Origin of the sequence: Rahnella sp. Larv3_ips, from assembly GCF_003697865.1 — a bacterium.
Lineage (GTDB): Bacteria > Pseudomonadota > Gammaproteobacteria > Enterobacterales > Enterobacteriaceae > Rahnella > Rahnella rivi.
Genome location: NZ_MJIB01000004.1, coordinates 810,380 through 829,508, shown reverse-complemented (window position 1 = coordinate 829,508; position 19,129 = coordinate 810,380). Strand labels below are relative to the sequence as shown.

Here is a 19,129-nt window from a genome sequence, read left to right as displayed (position 1 = left end):
GTCATACTCATCGGCGGGCTTTGCTGCTCCTGCCGCAGTTCCAGCGGGTCACGCCGCCAGACGCCCACCGTGGGTAATCCTTCCTGCTGCGGTGTGCCGCATAGCTGGCGGCAAAGCCATAACCCGAGAACGATCCCGACCGCGCCAGGCACCAGCAGCGCCGCCTGCCAGCCCCAGGTGGCGGCCAGTAAACCCGAGAGCAGCGGAACCGCCGCGCCACCGATGTTGATCGACGTGTTCCAGCAGCCCCACCAGAAACCGCGTTCGTTGCGCGAATACCAGTGGGTCAGCAATCTGGCGCACGGCGGCCATCCCCAGCCCTGAAAGAATCCGTTCAGCGTCCAGACAATCAGCAACGCCGTCAGCGAATGGCAGAAGGCGAACAGAATATTCAGCACGCCGGTCATCAGTAATCCGACGCCCATAAACCAGCGGGCACCGGTACGGTCGCTGTAAATACCCGAGATAAATTTCGAGCCGCCGTAGGCCAGATAAAACAGCGTGCCGAGCAGGCCGATATCGCCTTTGGTCAGCCCCAGTTCCAGCTGCATCACCGGCATCGCGAAATTCACGCTGCGGCGGGTGAGATAGAACGCGGCGTAGCCAATGACCATCGACAGCAATAAATGCACGCGCCAGTAACGGTAATTTTTATCCACGTCGGTGGCGGATAACGGCGTTGCTGTCATGGTGTTCTCCAACTTGATGAGGCGAGTGTAGGCGGGTGTTTTGTCGGGCGGATGAGACAAGGTTTTAGATGACTAGGAATTAGTCCTAGTCAGGGCGATGTTCTTTGCAAATCTGTGGGCAACTTAACAATTATGCGGGTGCCATCCTGCTGATGAACCAGCCATTCGCCGCCCAGCGCGCGCACGCGCTCCTCGATGCCGCGCAGCCCGAAGCCTTCTTTCACCGGCAGGGCAAAGCCGACGCCGTTGTCACTGACCGTCAGCACCAGCATGTTGTGTTGAACGGTCAGGCTGACGCGCACCTGCGTCGCACCGGCATGTTTATTGATGTTGTTGAGCAGTTCCTGCACCAGCCGGTACAGCGTGAAAATCAGGGTGTCATCGGAGGGCGCGTCGGTCAGGCGGTAATCGAGCTGAAAATCGACGCCCTGTTGCGCGAAGGCAAATTCATCCGCCAGATGGTGCAGGGCCACGTCGAGCGACATTTCATCCAGCACCGGCGGGCGCAGCTGGCGCAATAACTGGCGGGTGGTGTGGTGAATGCGCTGCGACAGTTCGCCAATTTGTCTGGCGGCGGCGTGGGTGGCCGCACCGGGCGGGCTGCGATCGACCAGCATCGCCTGGATCTGAATGGCGGTAATGTTCTGCCCGATTTCATCGTGCAGCTCGCGGGCGATTTCCTTGCGTACCGCTTCTTCGGTATGCACCAGCCGCTCCGTCAGCTGGCGGCGGGTGTGCAACTCCTGCTCAAGCTGCAAACGGTAACGGTTGAGATGCGACGCCAGCTGCTGCTGACGGCTGATGGCAATCCCCAGCCCGATACCGAGCAGCGCCTGCGTGGAGAGAAACAGTTCCAGCTCGAGCAAATCGTGAAACGCGCCGCTCATCTGCCGCGTGACCGTGATCATCAGGCTGCCCAGCACCGCCGCCAGTACGCCACCCTGCCAGCCGAAGGCGTAAGCCATCACCACGTTGGGCAGAAAAACCAGAATGATCAGCAGCCGTTCTACTTCCGGCGCCAGCGTCATTTGCAGACAGACGGCGAGGGCGAAGAACAACGAACACCAGATCAGGAGCGACGTGCGCAGCGGCGGATCGGGGATCTCCTGCGCCAGCAGGTTTTGCAGATGCTGCTGTTTGAGATATTCATAAATCAGATAGATAAATGGCGTCAGCAGAATGCCGCCGGTGAAGGAGGCCAGCAGCGTCTGGCTCAGCGGTGAATTCAGCCACAGGCCGGGTACCGCCATCTGCAACAGGCTGTTACCGGCCACCGCGCCAAGCAACAGTAAAAGCCGTTGCCAGTAAAGGGTAAACCGTCGCCAGAAATGCTGCACAAGTGCGGCGGGGATCAGGCTGAGCAGGGGCGAAAGCAGGATGATCCAGTGCGTCTGCAACTGTTCACTGTGCAGCCAGACGGCAATGCCTAATTCTGACGCCAGCATCACCGGCCAGTAACGGCGCGAAAGCAGCGTCATCAGCGCCAGACGCAGACCCTGCGGCAGGAGCAGCATCGCCTGCTGACCATTTTGCGTAAGATAAAAACTGATCGACCACAGCGCCAGCCAGCACAGGCTGTAGAAAATGGCGAGAAACAGCGTCAGACCAGCCCGGCGCATCAGGCGAGAAGGTGATGTTGTATGGCGAAATGGACCAGCTCGATGGTGGTATCGCACTGGAGTTTGCCAAGGATATTGGCGCGGTGAACGTGCACGGTTTTGTGGCTGAGTTCGAGCTGTTCGGCAATCGCTTTCACGCTCAGCCCGTTGACCAGCAGATCGAAAATCTCGCGTTCACGCGGTGTCAGCGCCTGCAAGGCTTTCGGCGTTTGCTGACTCTGGCGCAGCGCCAGAAGCGCATCGGAACAGAGATAGCGGCCACCGGCGTGCACGGTGCGGACCGCCTGCACCAGCTCTTCAGGGCCGCAGCGTTTGGTGAGATAGCCGCCGGCACCGGCATCCAGCGCACTTTGTACGAACGCAGTGGTGTCGTAAATGCTCAGAATGATGGCGCGGAAATCGGGGCGCTGCTGCCGTAAACGCGACAGTAAACTTAATCCGCTTTCATCGGGCATGGCGATATCCATCACCGCCACGTCAATATTCATTTTCAGCAGCGACGACCACGCATTCGCCGCCGACGCATACTGGCCGACAATCTGGATATCCGGCTCAAGGCCGAGCAACTGGGCAAAACCGGAACGCACCACCACGTGGTCGTCAATCAAAGCAACGTTAATCATTAGGCGTAACTGAATGTAAATGAGATTCGCATAATGCTCATGAATAGTTGCAGTTGGCAACAGGGAACGGAGGAATTGCAGGGCAGGTAACGGAATTTGAGTTAGTCAGGAGGGAAGAAAGAAATGGGCGCGGTTTTCCGCGCCACGTCACTCTTATTTACAGCTCAGCTTTGAAGGTATGCAGGCGGCGCATGGTTTTTTCCAGGCCTTCCTTCATCAGCAGTTCAGTACAGCGCAGGGATTCATCAATCGCATCGTCGATCAGCTTTTGTTCGCTGGCAGGCGGCTTGCCGAGCACGAACCCGACCACTTTGCTTTTATCGCCCGGATGGCCGATACCAATGCGCAGGCGGTAGAAATTCGGGTTGTTGCCGAATTTGCTCTGAATGTCTTTCAGACCGTTATGGCCGCCGTTACCGCCGCCCAGTTTGATTTTCGCCATGCCCGGCGGGATATCCAGCTCGTCGTGCGCGACCAGAATTTCATCCGGCTCGATGCGGTAGAACTGCGCCATCGCCAGCACCGCTTTGCCGCTCAGGTTCATAAACGTGGTCGGCACCAGCAGACGAACGTCCTGACCGGCCAGTGACAGACGGGCGGTATAACCAAAAAACTTACTTTCTTCTTTCAGTTGCTGGTTGTGCTGGCGGGCGAGGAGATCCACGTACCAGGCACCGGCATTGTGGCGGGTCTGGGCATATTCGGCACCAGGATTGGCCAGGCCGACAATTAATTTAATGCTGCTCACGGTTTTTCGCTTCTTTATCGGGTGAGGTTTAGGCGCACAGTTTACCTGCCTGTCAGTGCCATGCCAAATAAAGGGCAGGGGAAAAGCCGTAGATACCGTTGGAAATGAATAATGCAGCCGGATAACTATTCACCCTTCGAATGTATCTGACTGGAAAACGTAAAGATTTGTCATCCAATGTTCTCTGTCTGTGATCGTTGCCTCAAAGTGAACCAGATGGGACGTCTATAGTTAAAGCAGAAAAAGACAAGACAGCAATGATGCTAAGACTATCGACGACTGGAGGTGACAAATGAAACGTAAAACCGCAACAGTATTGGGCAATGCCCTGATGGGACTCGGTTTGCTCACAATGGTCGGTGGCGTTGGTTATTCGATTTTAAATCAGCTGCCAGAACTGGGTCTGCCACAATTTCTGGCCCACGGCGCAATCGGCAGTATCTTCATCGGTGCCATCTTATGGCTGACCGGTGCGAGAGTAGGCGGACGCGAACGCGTTGCCGACCGCTACTGGTGGGTACGTCATTATGATTCCCGCTGCAACAAGTCCCATCGCCATTCCTGATTTATCCGGATGTCAGGCATAAAAAAACCGTTGTCGCTCACGCCACAACGGTTTTTTTTCATTTCTGCACAAGCTAAAACATCTGCCGGGCGAAAACAAAACGCCCCTGTAAACAGGGGCGTGATGATTAATGCTCGAACATCGCAGAAATGGATTCTTCATTGCTGATGCGGCGGATAGCCTCAGCCAGCATGCCTGACAGGGTCAGGGTACGCACTTTCTTCAACGCACGAATTTCAGCGGACAGCGGAATAGTGTCACACACAATCACTTCGTCGATGACGGAGTTTCTGATGTTCTCTACTGCATTGCCGGAGAAAATCGGGTGGGTAGCGTAAGCAAATACGCGCTTAGCACCGCGTTCTTTCAGTGCTTCAGCCGCTTTGCACAGCGTGCCACCGGTATCGATCATGTCATCAACCAGAACACAGTCACGGCCAGCGACGTCACCGATAATGTGCATCACCTGAGAAACGTTCGCGCGCGGGCGACGTTTATCGATGATAGCCATGTCGGTATCGTTGAGCAGTTTGGCAACGGCACGGGCGCGAACGACACCACCGATGTCCGGAGAAACCACGATTGGGTTTTCCAGATTCTGTTGCAGCATGTCTTCGAGCAGGATAGGGCTGCCGAATACGTTGTCTACAGGCACATCGAAGAAGCCCTGAATTTGTTCTGCGTGCAGATCCACGGTAAGAACGCGGTCAACGCCAACGCTGGAGAGGAAATCAGCCACCACTTTCGCGGTGATAGGGACACGGGCTGAACGAACCCGGCGATCCTGACGTGCGTAACCGAAGTAAGGAATAACGGCTGTGATACGACCGGCCGAGGCGCGGCGTAAGGCATCAACCATTACGACCAGTTCCATCAGGTTATCGTTAGTAGGCGCGCAGGTGGACTGGATAATGAAAATATCTCCGCCACGTACATTTTCGTTGATTTGCACACTTACTTCACCGTCGCTGAAACGACTGACGGCGGCGTCACCAAGGCTGGTGTATAAACGGTTGGCAATACGTTGTGCTAGTTCCGGGGTGGCGTTACCAGCAAAAAGCTTCATATCAGGCACGAGAAGAACCTCAGGCTTGCGTCCAGGGAAGACATTGGCTTTTGGTACCACCGGGCGGTGAGCGGTACCAAAGCATTATGCTCACGATACTTCTAAATCTTACTACTTAAATCTGTTGAATAATTGGCTGGCAAAGAACAGACACAAAACCACTGTGACGCTCTACGCTTTGCCCGCAGTTCTCAACCAGACTTCGCGAAAATGATGCAACGGCGAGATATTAACACCTTGCGCGACAAAACCCCGACTCCATGTTGGCATTTTGTCTAAAACCTGACGGGCAGCAGACTCGGTGTCGAATTCGGCAAACACACAAGCACCTGTCCCGGTCAGTCGCGACGGCGCGTATTCTAACAGCCAAGAAAGTAGCTGTTCAACCTCGTAAAAACGTTTTCTCGCAATCGGTTCGCAATCATTTGCGTAAGGCGTGTCCAACAGCACATTAACAGTACGTTTTGGTGTATTTCTGGTCAGTTCAGGATCGCCAAAAATCAGCGGTGTCGGAATAGTCACGCCGGGATGGGCAATCAAATACCATTTTTCTTCCGGTTCAACCGGTTGCAAAATCTCGCCGATGCCTTCTGCAAAAGCGGCATGCCCCATCACAAAGACCGGCACATCGGCACCCAGCGTCACGCCCAGTTGTGCCAGTTCGGTATCGCAAAGGCTGCACTGCCATAACGCATTGAGGGCGATAAGAACGGTCGCCGCGTTTGATGAACCGCCACCCAGACCGCCACCCATCGGGATACGTTTTTGCAGCGATATCTCCGCGCCCTGCGAAACACCTGCATGGGCTTGCAACAAACGGGCGGCGCGCACCACCAGATTATCTTCATCGGCGACGCCGTCCGTTGGCGTGGTCAGCACGATGGCGCTGTCGTCGCGTACGTTAAAACTCAGGCTGTCACCGTAATCGACAAACTGAAACAGCGTCTGCAGGTCGTGATAGCCATTCGGACGCTGTCCGATGATGTAAAGGAACAAATTGAGTTTAGCCGGAGACGGCCACCATTGCTGCGTCATCTCAGTTCAGCGTCCAGTTATCCATTTTCAGTTTGATGCGTTGCTCGCCCTGGGTCATTTCCAGACGCTGCGGCAGGGACGGTTTCGCGTCGTCGTCATAACTCTGATAGACCACGGTGCCCGGTTTGCCGTCCTGAGTGAATTTCACCTGAGAAAGACGGTACTGGCTGTCGAGGGTGAAATCGGTGCCGTCACCCGGCAGGCCGAGCATCCACAAACGCAGATTATCCAGCGGGATCGACATACCGGTCAGTTTTTGGATCATGTCATCAGGATTGTCGCTGGTGTAATGCTTGCCTTCATTATTGGTCAGCTGTGCGATACCGCTTTGCACTTTCAGCTCCATTTCGGTGCTGCCCAGCGGATTGGTCAGCAGTAAACGGTAGCTGTCACGGGAATATTGTTGCCAGAAGAAGCGGGCGTACACTTTCTGTTTATCGGAAAGATAGGCAAAAGACCCGCGGGTCTGATAGTGGTCCAGTTGCTTGACCTGCGCTTCGTGTTCACGCCATTGCGGGGACGTCGGGCTGGTCGCCGGGCCTTTCGGCGTATTAAAAGAACACGCCGCAAGGACTAAACTTGCGAGAGGAAGAAGGCGAACAAAATGGGCTTTACGCATTGGCATAACAGATTAAATCCTTTGTGCGATGGCTGAATGAGGTGCCAGGGCAATAATGGCGTGCGTCAGTTTAGCACAGCCAGCGAGGCGGGTGATCTCAACCCTGCGCAGATGATCGGCGATCAATCCGTTTTGGGACAATGCTGATTTGTAATTGGATTTAACCGATGGTGCTGTATGCCTTTTATTGATCTCGCGCATCTTGTAGAATGCGCAGCAGACGTAAACCCATACTAATATAAAGTATAAGCCGATAACCGCCTCCCATATGACCCTGCTTGCATTAGGTATCAACCATAAAACGGCCCCGGTGTCTCTGCGTGAACGGGTAACATTTTCACCCGAGACACTTGATCAGGCGCTCTCCAGTCTGCTCCAGCAACCGCTGGTGCAGGGCGGTGTGGTGTTGTCTACCTGTAACCGGACTGAGTTGTACCTCAGCGTTGAACAGCAGGGGAATTTGCAGGACCAGCTGGTGAAATGGTTATGCGACTATCATCATCTCAGTGAAGATGAAGTGCGTAAAAGCTTGTACTGGCATCACGGCAATGAAGCCGTCAGCCACCTGATGCGCGTCGCCAGCGGCCTGGATTCTCTGGTGCTCGGTGAACCGCAAATACTCGGGCAGGTAAAAAAAGCCTTCGCGGAATCGCAAAACGGTCAGGCCGTTTCCGGCGAACTGGAGCGTCTGTTCCAGAAATCCTTCTCCGTGGCAAAACGTGTTCGCACTGAAACTGATATCGGCGCCAGCGCGGTGTCTGTGGCGTTTGCCGCCTGTACGCTGGCGCGTCAGATTTTTGAATCCCTTTCGGAAGTCAGTGTGTTGCTGGTCGGTGCCGGTGAAACCATCGAACTGGTGGCGCGTCATCTGCATCAGCATAACGTCCGCCACATGATGATTGCCAACCGTACCCGTGAACGGGCGCAGACGCTGGCGACAGAAGTGAATGCAGAAGTCATCAGCCTGCAGGATATCGACTCCCGCCTGGCCGAAGCCGACATTATCATCAGTTCCACCGCCAGCCCGCTGCCGATCATCGGTAAAGGCATGGTGGAGCGCGCGTTAAAAGCCCGCCGCAACCAGCCTATGCTGATGGTGGATATTGCCGTTCCGCGCGATATCGAGCCGGAAGTCGGCAAACTGGCGAACGCCTATCTGTACAGCGTTGATGATCTGCACAGCATCATTCAAAACAATCTTGCCCAACGCAAAGCGGCCGCCATCCAGGCGGAAACCATCGTTGAGCAGGAGAGTTCAAACTTCATGGCCTGGCTGCGTTCGCAGGGAGCCGTTGAAATTATTCGTGATTATCGCTCGCGTGCTGATATTATTCGCGCCGACGCAGAAGCCAAAGCCATCGCAGCGATTGCGCAGGGCGCTGACGTCGAAGCGGTGATCCATGAATTAGCCCACAAATTGACAAACCGCCTTATTCACGCGCCAACCCGTTCTCTGCAACAGGCAGCCAGCGACGGTGATGTGGAGCGTTTGCAAATTTTACGCGACAGCCTGGGGCTGGGTCAGCAATAGTTCCTCCTTTTTTCACAGGGTTAAACACCACGCATGAAGCCTTCTATTGTTGCCAAACTGGAAGCGTTACAAGAGCGCCACGAAGAAGTGCAGGCGATGCTTGGCGATGCCAGCGTTATCGCCGATCAGGATAAATTCCGCAGTCTTTCCCGCGAATATTCTCAGTTAACGTCCGTCTCCGAATGTTTTCTGGCCTGGCGTCAGGCGCAGGACGATTTAGAAACCGCTGAAATGATGCTCGATGATCCCGAGATGCGCGAAATGGCGCAGGACGAAATCAAAGAGTGCAAAGCCACCATCGAAGAGCTCGAACAACAATTACAGCTTCTGTTATTGCCTAAAGATCCTGACGATGAACGCGGGTGCTTCCTTGAAATTCGCGCCGGAACCGGCGGTGATGAAGCGGCAATTTTTGCCGGTGATCTGTTCCGCATGTACAGCCGTTACGCGGAATCGCGTCGCTGGCGTGTGGAAATCGTGAGCGCCAGCGAAGGCGAGCACGGCGGCTATAAAGAAGTGATCGCGAAAGTCAGCGGCGACGGCGTTTATGGTCAGTTCAAATTTGAATCGGGCGGCCACCGCGTTCAGCGCGTTCCGGAAACGGAGTCGCAGGGACGTATTCATACCTCGGCCTGTACCGTTGCCGTGATGCCGGAAATTCCGGAAGCCGAATTGCCGGAAATTAACGCCGGTGATTTGCGTATCGATACCTTCCGTTCCTCCGGCGCGGGCGGTCAGCACGTTAACACCACTGACTCCGCCATCCGTATCACCCACATTCCTACCGGTATCGTGGTGGAATGCCAGGATGAACGTTCACAGCACAAAAACAAAGCCAAAGCGATGTCTGTGCTGGGCGCGCGTATTCGCGCTGCCGAAGTGGCAAAACGCCATGCCGAAGAAGCGTCAACACGCCGTAACCTGCTGGGCACCGGCGACCGTTCAGACCGTAACCGGACCTACAACTTCCCGCAGGGCCGGGTCACCGATCACCGCATCAACCTGACGATTTACCGTCTGGATGAAGTGATGGAAGGCAAGCTGGATACGCTGATTCAGCCGATCGTGCAGGAATATCAGGCCGATCAGCTCGCCGCGCTTTCTGAGCAGGATTAATGGATTTTCAGTGCTGGCTGCGTGATGCCACCCGCCGTCTCGCGGCGGGTGAAAGCCCGAAACGCGACGCGGAAATCTTGCTCGGTTTTGTGACTGGCCGGGCAAGAACTTTCATTATGGCGTTTGGCGAAACCCTGCTGACCGCTGAACAACTTCAGCAACTGGAGACTCTGCTTGCGCGACGCGAGCAGGGTGAGCCGGTTGCCTATCTGACCGGTGAACGTGAATTCTGGTCGCTGCCACTCTCGGTTTCTCCCGCTACCTTAATTCCCCGTCCTGATACTGAATGCCTGGTCGAGCAGGCGCTGGCGCATTTACCGCCTGAGCCGGTACGCGTGCTGGATTTAGGCACCGGCACCGGCGCGATTGCCCTGGCTGTTGCCAGCGAACGCCCCGACTGCCAGTTAACCGGCGTTGATGTGCAACCCGATGCCGTCAGCCTGGCGCAACACAATGCCCGAAAACTGGCTATCCCGAATGCGCGATTTTTACAGGGCAGTTGGTTTGCGCCGGTCACCGGTGAAACTTTTGCGCTGATCGCCAGTAATCCTCCTTATATTGATGCTGCCGACCCTCATCTGGTGCAAGGTGACGTGCGTTTTGAGCCCGCGAGCGCGCTGGTGGCAGATAATGCCGGTCTGGCTGATCTGGCTCAAATTATTCGCAGCGCACCCGCGTATCTTCAGGATCGCGGCTGGTTACTGCTCGAACACGGCTGGCAGCAGGCGAATGATGTTCAGGCGTTGTTGCGCCAGGCCGGTTATCAGCAGATTTCCACCGTGAAAGATTACGGTGATAACGATCGTGTCACGCTTGGACAGTGGATGCTGCCAGCGTTGTGATCGCCTGACCGCATAATAATTAACCCTATCTGAGGAAGCGGGTAATGGCATACGTCTGGATGAAAAATCTGCATCTGCTCACTATTACGCTGAGTATTACGCTGTTTGTTTTACGTTTTTTCTGGAAATGGGCGGGTTCTGCTATGATGCAGAAACGCTGGGTGAAGATCGTGCCGCACATGGTGGATACGCTGTTGTTAATAAGCGGTATTTCACTTATCTTCATCACCCACTTTTATCCGTTCAGCCCACAGGGAACCTGGCTGACCGAAAAGCTTTTCGGCGTTATTATCTATATTGCGTTGGGTTTTGTAGCCCTGAGCAAGCGACCTCTTAGCCAGAAAACACGCTGGCTGGCCTTTATTCTGGCGCTCGCTTGTCTCTATCTGGTTCTCAAACTGGCCCTGACGAAAATACCGCTGCTATTGGGATAACTATGAGTACGCTTGCTGATTTTGAATTTAACACGGCCCCTCTCAGTACCGGAGTGATCAAAGTGACGGAATCCGTGCGCTTTGATTTCAACGCGGAGGATGTCCGCCGCCAGTTACAAGTGCTGGTGGATGAAGCGCGCAGCGTCGTGCCTGAAAATCTCGATCAGGATCAGCAACTGGAAGTCCTGATTGAACTGTTTTATCGCACCTGGGGATTTGGTGGCGCGGGCGGTGTCTATCGCCTGTCGGATGCTATCTGGATCGACAAAGTGCTGGCTTCACGGCAGGGCACGCCGGTGTCGCTGGGTGTGATTTTCCTGCATATCGCCCATGAACTGAATCTGCCACTGATGCCGGTGATTTTCCCGACACAGCTGATTTTACGCGCTGACTGGCTGGATGAAGAGATGTGGTTGCTTAACCCCATCAACGGCGACACGCTCAACGAGCACATGCTCAGCGTCTGGCTGAAAGGCAATCTGGGCGTAACGGCAGAAATCGAAGACGACGATCTGGAAGAAGCGGAAAACACGGTGATCGTGCGCAAAATGCTCGATACGCTGAAAGCCGCGCTGATGGAAGAAAAGCAGTTTGAAATGGCGCTGCGGGCAAGTGAAACCGTGTTGCAGTTCGACCCGGAAGATCCTTATGAAATCCGCGATCGCGGTCTGATTTACGTTCAGCTCGACTGTAATCAGGTGGCTATTTCCGATCTCAGCTACTTTGTCGAACAATGCCCGGAAGACCCGATTTCAGAAGTCATCAAAGTGCAGATCCATGCGATTGAACACAAGCAGGTTACGCTGCATTAATTTATTATTACCTTACATTATCATCTGACGCGTGTTGAAAAACTGCCTGTTGAGGCTGCCTCAGATGAAGGATTTATCACTAAAAAGGCCAAAGCATGAAACATAAAGTGGTTAGCATTCAGGACATCAAAGTCGCCAACGATCTGCCGTTTGTGTTGTTCGGTGGGATGAACGTACTCGAGTCGCGTGAAATGGCGATGCGCGTGTGCGAACACTACGTCACTGTGACGCAGAAACTGGGTATTCCTTACGTGTTTAAGGCGTCTTTCGATAAAGCCAACCGCTCGTCGATTCATTCTTACCGTGGTCCGGGTCTGGACGAAGGCATGAAGATTTTCCAGGAGCTGAAGCAGGCGTTCGGCGTGAAAATCATCACTGACGTGCATGAATCCTGGCAGGCACAGCCGGTTTCAGAAGTGGTTGACGTGATCCAGTTACCTGCATTCCTGGCGCGCCAGACTGACCTGGTCGAAGCGATGGCGAAAACCGGCGCCGTCATTAACGTGAAAAAACCGCAATTTGTCAGCCCTGGGCAAATGGGTAACATCGTTGATAAATTCAAAGAAGGCGGCAACGACCAGGTGATTCTGTGCGATCGCGGCAGCAACTTTGGTTACGACAATCTGGTCGTCGACATGCTGGGTATGAACGTGATGATTAACGCCACGGGCGGTCATCCGGTGATCTTCGACGTGACTCACGCACTGCAAACCCGCGATCCGTTTGGCGCAGCATCCGGCGGCCGTCGTGCACAGGTAGCAGAACTGGCGCGCGCAGGCATGGCCGTAGGTATCGCAGGTCTGTTCATCGAAGCGCACGAAGATCCGGCTCACGCGAAATGTGACGGCCCGTCTGCGTTGCCATTAGATAAACTGGAACCTTTCCTGGTGCAGATGAAAGCCATCGACGATCTGGTGAAAAGCTTCCCGGCGCTCGATACCAGCAAATAAGCGCAGCAATCAGATAAAACAAAGGCGACCCGAGGGTCGCCTTTTGCATTTCTGCGTGAGTATTACAGCGCGAGTATTACAGCGCGTCCTGCAACGAACTGTGGAAGCTCAGTTTTCCTGCCACCGGTTGCATTCTGGCGCGGGCCAGGGTTTTCAGCGGCTGGTAAGGGATCTCAGCGATACGCAATTCGGTGCCTTCGGGCAGATTCGCGATGAAGGTCCGTAAGGCATTGACACCACCGGCATCGAGCACCGCAACGCGATCCCACAACAGAACGATCACTTTTTTACCGGCACTGCGCACCTGCAATTCGCTGAAGATGCGCTCTGCGGCGGCGAAGAACAGCGGGCCGTTAATGCGCATGACCAGAGTATCTTCCGCAACCTCCGCAGGCACCTCGGTCAGACGGGTGAGTTTGGCGATGCGTCGCATAAACAGCAGTGAAGCCATCACGATACCGGCAGTAATGGCGATCACCATATCAAACAGCACGGTCAGGCTCATGCAGGTCAGCATCACCAGAATGTCGTCTTTGGGTGCACGGCGCAGCAAATCCACCACTTTATGCGCTTCACTCATGTTCCAGGCGACCATCAACAACAATGCCGCCATGGCGGCGAGCGGGAGCCAGGACAACCACGGCGCGAGTACCAGCAGGGCGAGGATCACCAGCAATGAGTGAATAATCGCAGACACCGGTGAGGTTGCACCGGCACGCACATTGGCTGCCGAGCGGGCAATGGCCGCCGTTGCTGTGATGCCGCCAAAGAACGGACTGACGATATTACCGATACCCTGACCGATCAGTTCATTGTCGGAATGATGTTTTTTGCCTGTCATCCCGTCCAGCACCACTGCGCAGAGCAGCGACTCAATGGCGCCAAGCATCGCCATCGAAAAGGCTGCCGGTAACAATGCCTGAACCAGTGACCAGCTCAGACCACTGCCGCCGGACGCACTCCACGGCAACGTGAACTGTGGCAGGATCGCCGGAATGCCGTTGCCCTGCGAACCGTCTGGCAACAGATAATGAAAGCGTGAGCCGATAGTGGCCACCGGGTGCCCGGCCTGCATGAAAATCGCCATCACCGCGCAGCCTGCCAGCAGCGCAGGAAGATGCCCCGGAACGCGTAAACCGAGTTTCGGCCAGCCGATCAGAACGGCAAGCGTCACGATGCCAATGGCCGCATCACCGTAATCCAGCGTCGGCAGCGCCATCACCAGCGCCGCCACTTTGCTCAGATAATGTTCCGGGACTGAAGCCATCGACAGCCCGAAGAAATCCTTGAGCTGCATGGTCCCGATGGTAATGGCAATCCCCGAGGTGAAACCCAGGGTCACCGGCAGGGGAATGTATTCGATAAGCCGGCCAAAACGCGCCAGCCCCATCAGCAGCAACATGAAACCGGACATCAGCGTCGCCAGCAGCAAGCCGGAAAGGCCGTACTGTTGCGACACCGGGAACAGGATCACGACAAAAGCCGCGGTCGGTCCGGACACGCTAAAACGCGAACCGCCGCAAATGGCGATCACAATCCCTGCGATGGCTGACGTATAAAGCCCGTACTGCGGCGGCACGCCGCTGGCAATCGCCAGCGCCATGGCAAGCGGGATCGCGATGATCCCGACGGTGACACCGGCAATGGCGTCTTTAAGTAAACGCGGGAGAGAGTATTTTTCAAGGATACAGGCTTCAATCAGCGCACTGAACAGCCTGACACGGCGACTTCCTGAGGTATTCATACGACGTAAACCACCTGACGAAAAAGGATTGAAAAGAACACAGGTCTTCCTTTACCCGAAAGCACTCAGCCTACGCCGATTCGCCTGAGGGTATCTAGATATAAATCAAGGAGTGAACGGCCTTTGGTGTGTAGTCTGTGCGCCAGTTTAATTCCCGACAATGTGACACGTCCCGCTATATTTCACGGTGAGGAACTTTCGGGGCATTGATCATCTATATTTAAGTTAAAACCCGTAATCTGGAGGGAAAACCGTAAGGGGACGCATTTATCTATGCCGGATATCTTATCGCTCAGAAGCTTGTATGGGGATATTTGTGTTACCTATGCCACGCTGTCGATCATCTTTTTTCTCCTGAGCCGCAGCGAACCTTTTACCTTCAAAGGCTCACACTGGAAGCGGATCGTTTTCGGCGTGGTGGCCGGGATGACTGCCTTATATTTACGCAGTAATCGTCTGGTACTGGTCGACGATTTATCTTTCAGTCTTGAAATGTTGCCGATGATTTTAGTGACCTTTTTCGGCGGCTGGCTGAGCGGGCTGTGCAGTTTTATTGTGTCTTTTGTGTTCAACGGCATGTTTACGCTGAACAATCTGTTTATCGCCATCATTCTTGGCACGCTGTTTTTATTCCGCGTCTGGCGCAGGCGCAAACACCGTGAACTGTATATCACCATTATCCTGATCGGTGCTTTCCGGCTGACGTTAATTTCCAGCATTCATGGCATTCAGGTTCCCTGGTCAGAACTGCTGGTTTATCAGATCATTTCTGCCGGTTGCATGATCCTGTGTTATCACGCCCTCAATTATAAAGAAATTTATATGGGCAAAGTCTTCACTATCCGCGTGAAGGCGGCGACCGATGAACTGACGCAGATAAACAACCGCGCCAGTCTCGATTACTGGCTGGATCAGAGGCAGTTACAGCGCGAAGCCTGCGGACTGATTTTGCTGGATATCGATAACTTCAAACAGGTTAACGACACTTTTGGTCATCTGGCCGGAGACAGAGTGCTGACCGAAGTGGGGCGGTTATTACGCCACCTGACGCGCAGCGATGATTTCGCCGGGCGTTACGGCGGTGAGGAGTTTCTGGTGATGACCTCGACCTGCGACCCCGGCACGCTCATGGCCATTGCCGAACGCATCCGTAAGGAAGTGGAGGATTGCGCCATTATTCTCGAGGATGGACGGGTGCTTAACGTGACGGTGTCACTTGGTGTATCCCTTTACCTGCCGGGTATGATCATCCGCAAGTCGCTGAAACTGGCTGATTTATCGTTATATGAGGCAAAACGGCAGGGCAAAAACCGTGTGGTGGCCAGTTCGATCCTGACGCTTTCGTCGCTGGGCGCTAAACGAGATTATCCCGGAATGTAAAAGGGAGCCTGACAACGGCTCCCTGAATTGATTTTACCCTGACAGATTATTTCTGCATGCCGTCTTCGATTTTTGGCGGAGAGGGCAAATCAGCGGCTTCACGCATCTTCGCCACCTCTTTTGCCGTGACCGTCGCGCCCGCCGGATTACCAAACTGCGTGCTGACATAATTGCTTAGCGTGGCAATCTGCTGGTCATTAAGCTGATCGGCAAACGACGGCATCATGATTTCGCCTTTATCCATGTGGCGCTGCACGCCGTTGAGGATAACGGACACCTGATTACGGCTGTCGTATGAACCGGTGCTGGTATGACTGAACAGCGACGGATACGCATGGAACCCTTCACCGCTGCCTTCGCCGCCTTTGCCGTGACAGGCTGCGCAGCTGGCATTAAAGAGTGCCGCCGCCGACTGGTCAATGGTCAGCCCCTCTGCACGCAGGGGATACACATCCTGATTCTGACGGCCCCACGCATCACGCGGTTTTGTCTGTTTGTCATCACCGATGGCCGGAACGGAACGGATATAGGTGGCGATGGCATTCAGGTCGCTGTCTGAAAGATGCTGCAAACTGTGCTCTATGGCTTCTGCCATCGCCCCGGACGCCGACGCCTTACCGGCCACAAAGCCCGTTTTCAGGTAAGTCACCAGATCCTGCTGCGACCAGGTGCCTATCCCGGCATTTTTATCCGGCGTGATGTTGAAAGCTACCCACGCGCCCAAATCACCGCCCGAAAACGCCTTGTCGGTGTCCATGCCCATGGTCAGCGTGCGAGGTGTATGGCAGGTGCCGCAGTGTTCCAGTGCCTCCACCAGATACGCGCCGCGATTCCAGTCAGCAGATTTTGACGGATCGTTTTTCAGTTCGCCTTCGTCAAAGTTAAACATCTTCCACACACGCATGCCCCAGCGCTGGTTGAACGGAAATGACAGATCCGTTTGCGGCCCCGCGGAATTCACCGCTGGCAGCGACATCAGGTACGCTTTGATCGCCAGCACATCTTCACGTTTCATTTTGGTGAAGGAGTCATAAGGCATGGCCGGATAAAGTTGCTGGCCGTCTTTGCCCACACCGTCACGCACCGCGCGCACGAATTCGTCGTCCGTCCAGTTGCCGATACCAAACTGTTTGTCAGAAGAAATATTGGTGCCGTAAATCACGCCAAATGGCGATGCCAGCGGATAACCGCCGCCGAATTTCGCGGTTTTATCCGCGCCCGGCGCGGTATGGCAGGCGGTACAGTCACCGGCTGTCGCCAGATATTCGCCGCGCTTGATTAAATCGGTATGACCCGCGGCGTCATCAGCGCGTGCGCCGGCCACTACCAGTAACGGCAGCAACGCCAGCATGAATTTCATTTTCATTACTCAGTCCTCAGAAAATCAATCAGGCCAGGCTTTTCAGCACCGTATCAGCCATACGCAATGCCAGAGCGGTTCCCGACAACGTGGAGTTCACCGTTGAAGCGGAAGGCATAATGCCGGTACCGGCGATAAATAGATTCGGGTGATCGTGCGTACGGCAGTCGCCGTCCACCACCGAATCCTGCGGATCGCTGCCCATGATCATGGTGCCGGTGATGTGCTGGTTGTTGTCGTACACGCCGCGCTTGCTGTACACCACCTCAGTGCCGCCCATTTCTTTGACGATTTTCTGGAAATCAAGCATCGACTGGTCATAACCGCGGTGCACGTATTCCGGGAATTTGTAGTGCACTTCGAGGCGCGGAATACCCCATTCGTCTTTTTCGGTTTTGCTGAGAACCACACGGTTTTCCGGCTCCGGCAGCATTTCCAGCAGACATTTCAGCTGAATAAAACGCTCCGACTGATAGGTCAGTTTGTCGTTCAGCGCTTTGCCGTAATAGCCCTGACGCACCAGACGCTCGGTCAGATAACGCACCGGCGACGTGTTGGCGACGTCGATACGTAACGCCGAGCGGTCGCTGCGGAAGTCGCCGTCGCGCAGGTTATTGATACTGCCCGGACGAATCGGGCCGCGGCCAAAATACACCGGTTCATCGGCATAAAACTCCACCGAGGTGCCCGGATGATCCATCAGGTTACGGCCGACCATTCCGGAGCTGTTGGCGATACCGTTCGGGTATTTATCGCTGGTGGACATCAGCAGCAGTTTCGGGCTTTCGATGCCGTTTGCGGTCAGCACGAAGCGTTTGCCGGTGACTTTATGCGCCACTTTATCTGCATCGAGATAATGCACGGCGACGATGTCGCCGCTGTCATTGGCTTCGATGTTGTACACCACGGCGTTGGCAATCACCCGCACACCGGCGTCGATGGCTTTGCGCGCGGAAATGCCACCGTGATACTGCGCATCAATCGGGCACACCGGCATGCAGTTATTGTTACCGCAGCAGGCCGGGCGGCCGTCGTAAGGAATGCTGTTACGCGCCTGCGGGCCAATCCCCAGTACGTAACCGAGTTTGGCGATGCGTTTGCTGATGCGATCGAACCCGTACGGCAGCGGAATGCCCGGTAACGGATAGGGCTGCGAGCGCGGAGAATCCAGCGCATCGTCACCGGAAACGCCCATCTGAATTTCGGCTTCGGTGTAATAGGGTTCCAGATCCTCATAACCGATCGGCCAGTCGCGGCCCACGCCGTAAAGCGTTTTGATCTTCATGTCGTTAGGCAGCAAGCGGAACGCCTGTCCGGCCCAGTGCCAGGTGGTGCCACCGACGCCGCGCAGATACTGGGCGGCATAAATATCCGGGCCTTTCTGGATCAGATAGTTGTTATCTTTTGGCTGGAATTTAGGTTGCGGCGCCCACGGCTTAGGCGGATAGGGTTCGGTGAAGTCGCCTTTGAGCGGTGACTGGCGGAACAACTCAACCGCTTCGTCGCGTTTGATGACCGGTCCGGAATCCAGCATCAGCACGGAAACCCCGGCTTTCGCCATTTTCAGTGCAGCAAGAGAACCGGCAATACCGGCGCCAATAACAACGACATCTGCATTCAGTGCATCAGCCATGAGCCATCACCTCCGTGGAAAGTTGTTGCGAAGCAGCAGGTTTATTGACCCAGAAATTCGGTTCGCCCGGTGCGTAGCTCGGAGGCAGCAGGTTATTTTTCAGCAACTGATAGCTGACGATATTTTCGAATCCGATACATTTTTGGCTGCCGGGCTGACCGACCACGCCGAGATACCAGCCGCTGACCAGTTGCTGATACAACTGCGCCAGTTCGGCCGGTTGCTGCGCCAGCAACTGATGCAAATCATCACCGTCCACGCCGCTGTGCGCGGTGATCAGTGCGGAAAGGGCGTCGAGCTGAGTATCAAGTTGGGTACTTTGCTGTGACTGATGCAGCCAGCTGTAAAGCGCCTGAGCCAGAT

19 protein-coding genes are annotated in these 19,129 nt (G+C 55.0%); 8 read left to right on the top strand and 11 right to left on the bottom strand.

Features of this window, described 5'->3' with window-relative positions; all coding sequences use genetic code 11:
• From ED901_RS25325 to pth, 4 genes are all read right to left on the bottom strand, one after another.
• A partial coding sequence (locus ED901_RS25325) for an MFS transporter (protein ID WP_240993876.1) occupies nt 1-689 on the bottom strand: 689 nt, incomplete at its 3' end.
• Between the two features lie 89 nt (nt 690-778).
• Nucleotides 779-2,308 (bottom strand): MASE1 domain-containing protein, encoded by a 1,530-nt coding sequence (locus ED901_RS06185; RefSeq protein WP_056770739.1) that lies wholly within the window; start codon nt 2,306-2,308, stop codon nt 779-781.
• Entirely contained in the window at nt 2,308-2,931 is a 624-nt protein-coding gene (locus tag ED901_RS06180) for a response regulator transcription factor (protein WP_056770737.1), read from the bottom strand. The genes ED901_RS06185 and ED901_RS06180 overlap by 1 nt, the downstream gene beginning before the upstream one ends.
• Before the next feature lie 157 nt (nt 2,932-3,088).
• Nucleotides 3,089-3,679, bottom strand: a complete 591-nt coding sequence (gene pth, locus ED901_RS06175) for an aminoacyl-tRNA hydrolase (RefSeq protein WP_037034067.1) — start codon at nt 3,677-3,679, stop codon at nt 3,089-3,091.
• A gap of 292 nt (nt 3,680-3,971) precedes the next feature.
• On the opposite strand from pth, the gene ychH reads away from it, so the two are divergent.
• On the top strand, nt 3,972-4,244 hold the full coding sequence (gene ychH, locus ED901_RS06170; RefSeq protein WP_056770734.1) for a stress-induced protein YchH: 273 nt from the start codon (nt 3,972-3,974) through the stop codon (nt 4,242-4,244).
• 127 nt (nt 4,245-4,371) lie between these two features.
• On the opposite strand, the gene prs is transcribed toward ychH, so the two are convergent.
• From prs to lolB, 3 genes are all read right to left on the bottom strand, one after another.
• Nucleotides 4,372-5,319 carry a ribose-phosphate diphosphokinase gene (prs, locus tag ED901_RS06165; protein WP_104921955.1) on the bottom strand — a complete coding sequence of 316 codons (948 nt, stop codon included), beginning with the start codon at nt 5,317-5,319 and terminating at the stop codon, nt 4,372-4,374.
• 162 nt (nt 5,320-5,481) lie between these two features.
• Nucleotides 5,482-6,345, bottom strand: coding sequence for a 4-(cytidine 5'-diphospho)-2-C-methyl-D-erythritol kinase (gene ispE, locus ED901_RS06160; protein ID WP_122095320.1), 864 nt, complete (start codon nt 6,343-6,345; stop codon nt 5,482-5,484).
• A 1-nt stretch (nt 6,346) separates the two neighbouring features.
• Entirely contained in the window at nt 6,347-6,970 is a 624-nt protein-coding gene (lolB, locus tag ED901_RS06155; protein WP_056770726.1) for a lipoprotein insertase outer membrane protein LolB, read from the bottom strand.
• A 262-nt stretch (nt 6,971-7,232) separates the two neighbouring features.
• Between lolB and hemA the strand changes: the two genes are divergently transcribed.
• The 6 genes from hemA (at nt 7,233) to kdsA (ending at nt 12,649) form a co-directional block, all read left to right on the top strand.
• Nucleotides 7,233-8,495, top strand: a complete 1,263-nt coding sequence (gene hemA, locus ED901_RS06150; protein ID WP_056770718.1) for a glutamyl-tRNA reductase — start codon at nt 7,233-7,235, stop codon at nt 8,493-8,495.
• Between the two features lie 33 nt (nt 8,496-8,528).
• The gene (gene prfA / locus ED901_RS06145; protein ID WP_056770715.1) at nt 8,529-9,611 is read left to right on the top strand and encodes a peptide chain release factor 1; all 1,083 of its coding nucleotides are present in this window, start codon (nt 8,529-8,531) and stop codon (nt 9,609-9,611) included.
• On the top strand, nt 9,611-10,453 hold the full coding sequence (gene prmC / locus ED901_RS06140) for a peptide chain release factor N(5)-glutamine methyltransferase (RefSeq protein ID WP_122095319.1): 843 nt from the start codon (nt 9,611-9,613) through the stop codon (nt 10,451-10,453). Before prfA ends, prmC begins: the two co-directional genes overlap by 1 nt.
• A gap of 44 nt (nt 10,454-10,497) precedes the next feature.
• The gene (locus ED901_RS06135) at nt 10,498-10,887 is read left to right on the top strand and encodes a SirB2 family protein (RefSeq protein WP_122095318.1); all 390 of its coding nucleotides are present in this window, start codon (nt 10,498-10,500) and stop codon (nt 10,885-10,887) included.
• Between the two features lie 2 nt (nt 10,888-10,889).
• Nucleotides 10,890-11,699 (top strand): invasion regulator SirB1, encoded by an 810-nt coding sequence (sirB1, locus tag ED901_RS06130; protein WP_122095317.1) that lies wholly within the window; start codon nt 10,890-10,892, stop codon nt 11,697-11,699.
• Nucleotides 11,700-11,794: 95 nt separating this feature from the next.
• Nucleotides 11,795-12,649, top strand: coding sequence for a 3-deoxy-8-phosphooctulonate synthase (kdsA, locus tag ED901_RS06125; protein ID WP_056770704.1), 855 nt, complete (start codon nt 11,795-11,797; stop codon nt 12,647-12,649).
• A 76-nt stretch (nt 12,650-12,725) separates the two neighbouring features.
• Here kdsA and dauA read toward each other — a convergent pair whose 3' ends face one another.
• Complete coding sequence (gene dauA / locus ED901_RS06120; protein ID WP_122095316.1) at nt 12,726-14,393, bottom strand: C4-dicarboxylic acid transporter DauA; 1,668 nt, start codon at nt 14,391-14,393, stop codon at nt 12,726-12,728.
• A 273-nt stretch (nt 14,394-14,666) separates the two neighbouring features.
• Between dauA and ED901_RS06115 the strand changes: the two genes are divergently transcribed.
• Complete coding sequence (locus tag ED901_RS06115; RefSeq protein WP_122095315.1) at nt 14,667-15,773, top strand: diguanylate cyclase; 1,107 nt, start codon at nt 14,667-14,669, stop codon at nt 15,771-15,773.
• Between the two features lie 46 nt (nt 15,774-15,819).
• Here the strand turns inward: ED901_RS06115 and ED901_RS06110 are convergent, their stop codons facing one another.
• The 3 genes from ED901_RS06110 to ED901_RS06100 all read right to left on the bottom strand — a co-directional run.
• Nucleotides 15,820-17,139 (bottom strand): c-type cytochrome, encoded by a 1,320-nt coding sequence (locus tag ED901_RS06110; RefSeq protein WP_122095314.1) that lies wholly within the window; start codon nt 17,137-17,139, stop codon nt 15,820-15,822.
• Nucleotides 17,140-17,161: 22 nt separating this feature from the next.
• On the bottom strand, nt 17,162-18,766 hold the full coding sequence (locus ED901_RS06105) for a GMC family oxidoreductase (protein WP_122095313.1): 1,605 nt from the start codon (nt 18,764-18,766) through the stop codon (nt 17,162-17,164).
• Nucleotides 18,759-19,129, bottom strand: a 371-nt coding sequence (locus ED901_RS06100) for a sorbitol dehydrogenase family protein (protein WP_240993875.1), incomplete at its 5' end; no start/stop codon positions are given. The genes ED901_RS06105 and ED901_RS06100, both read right to left, overlap by 8 nt.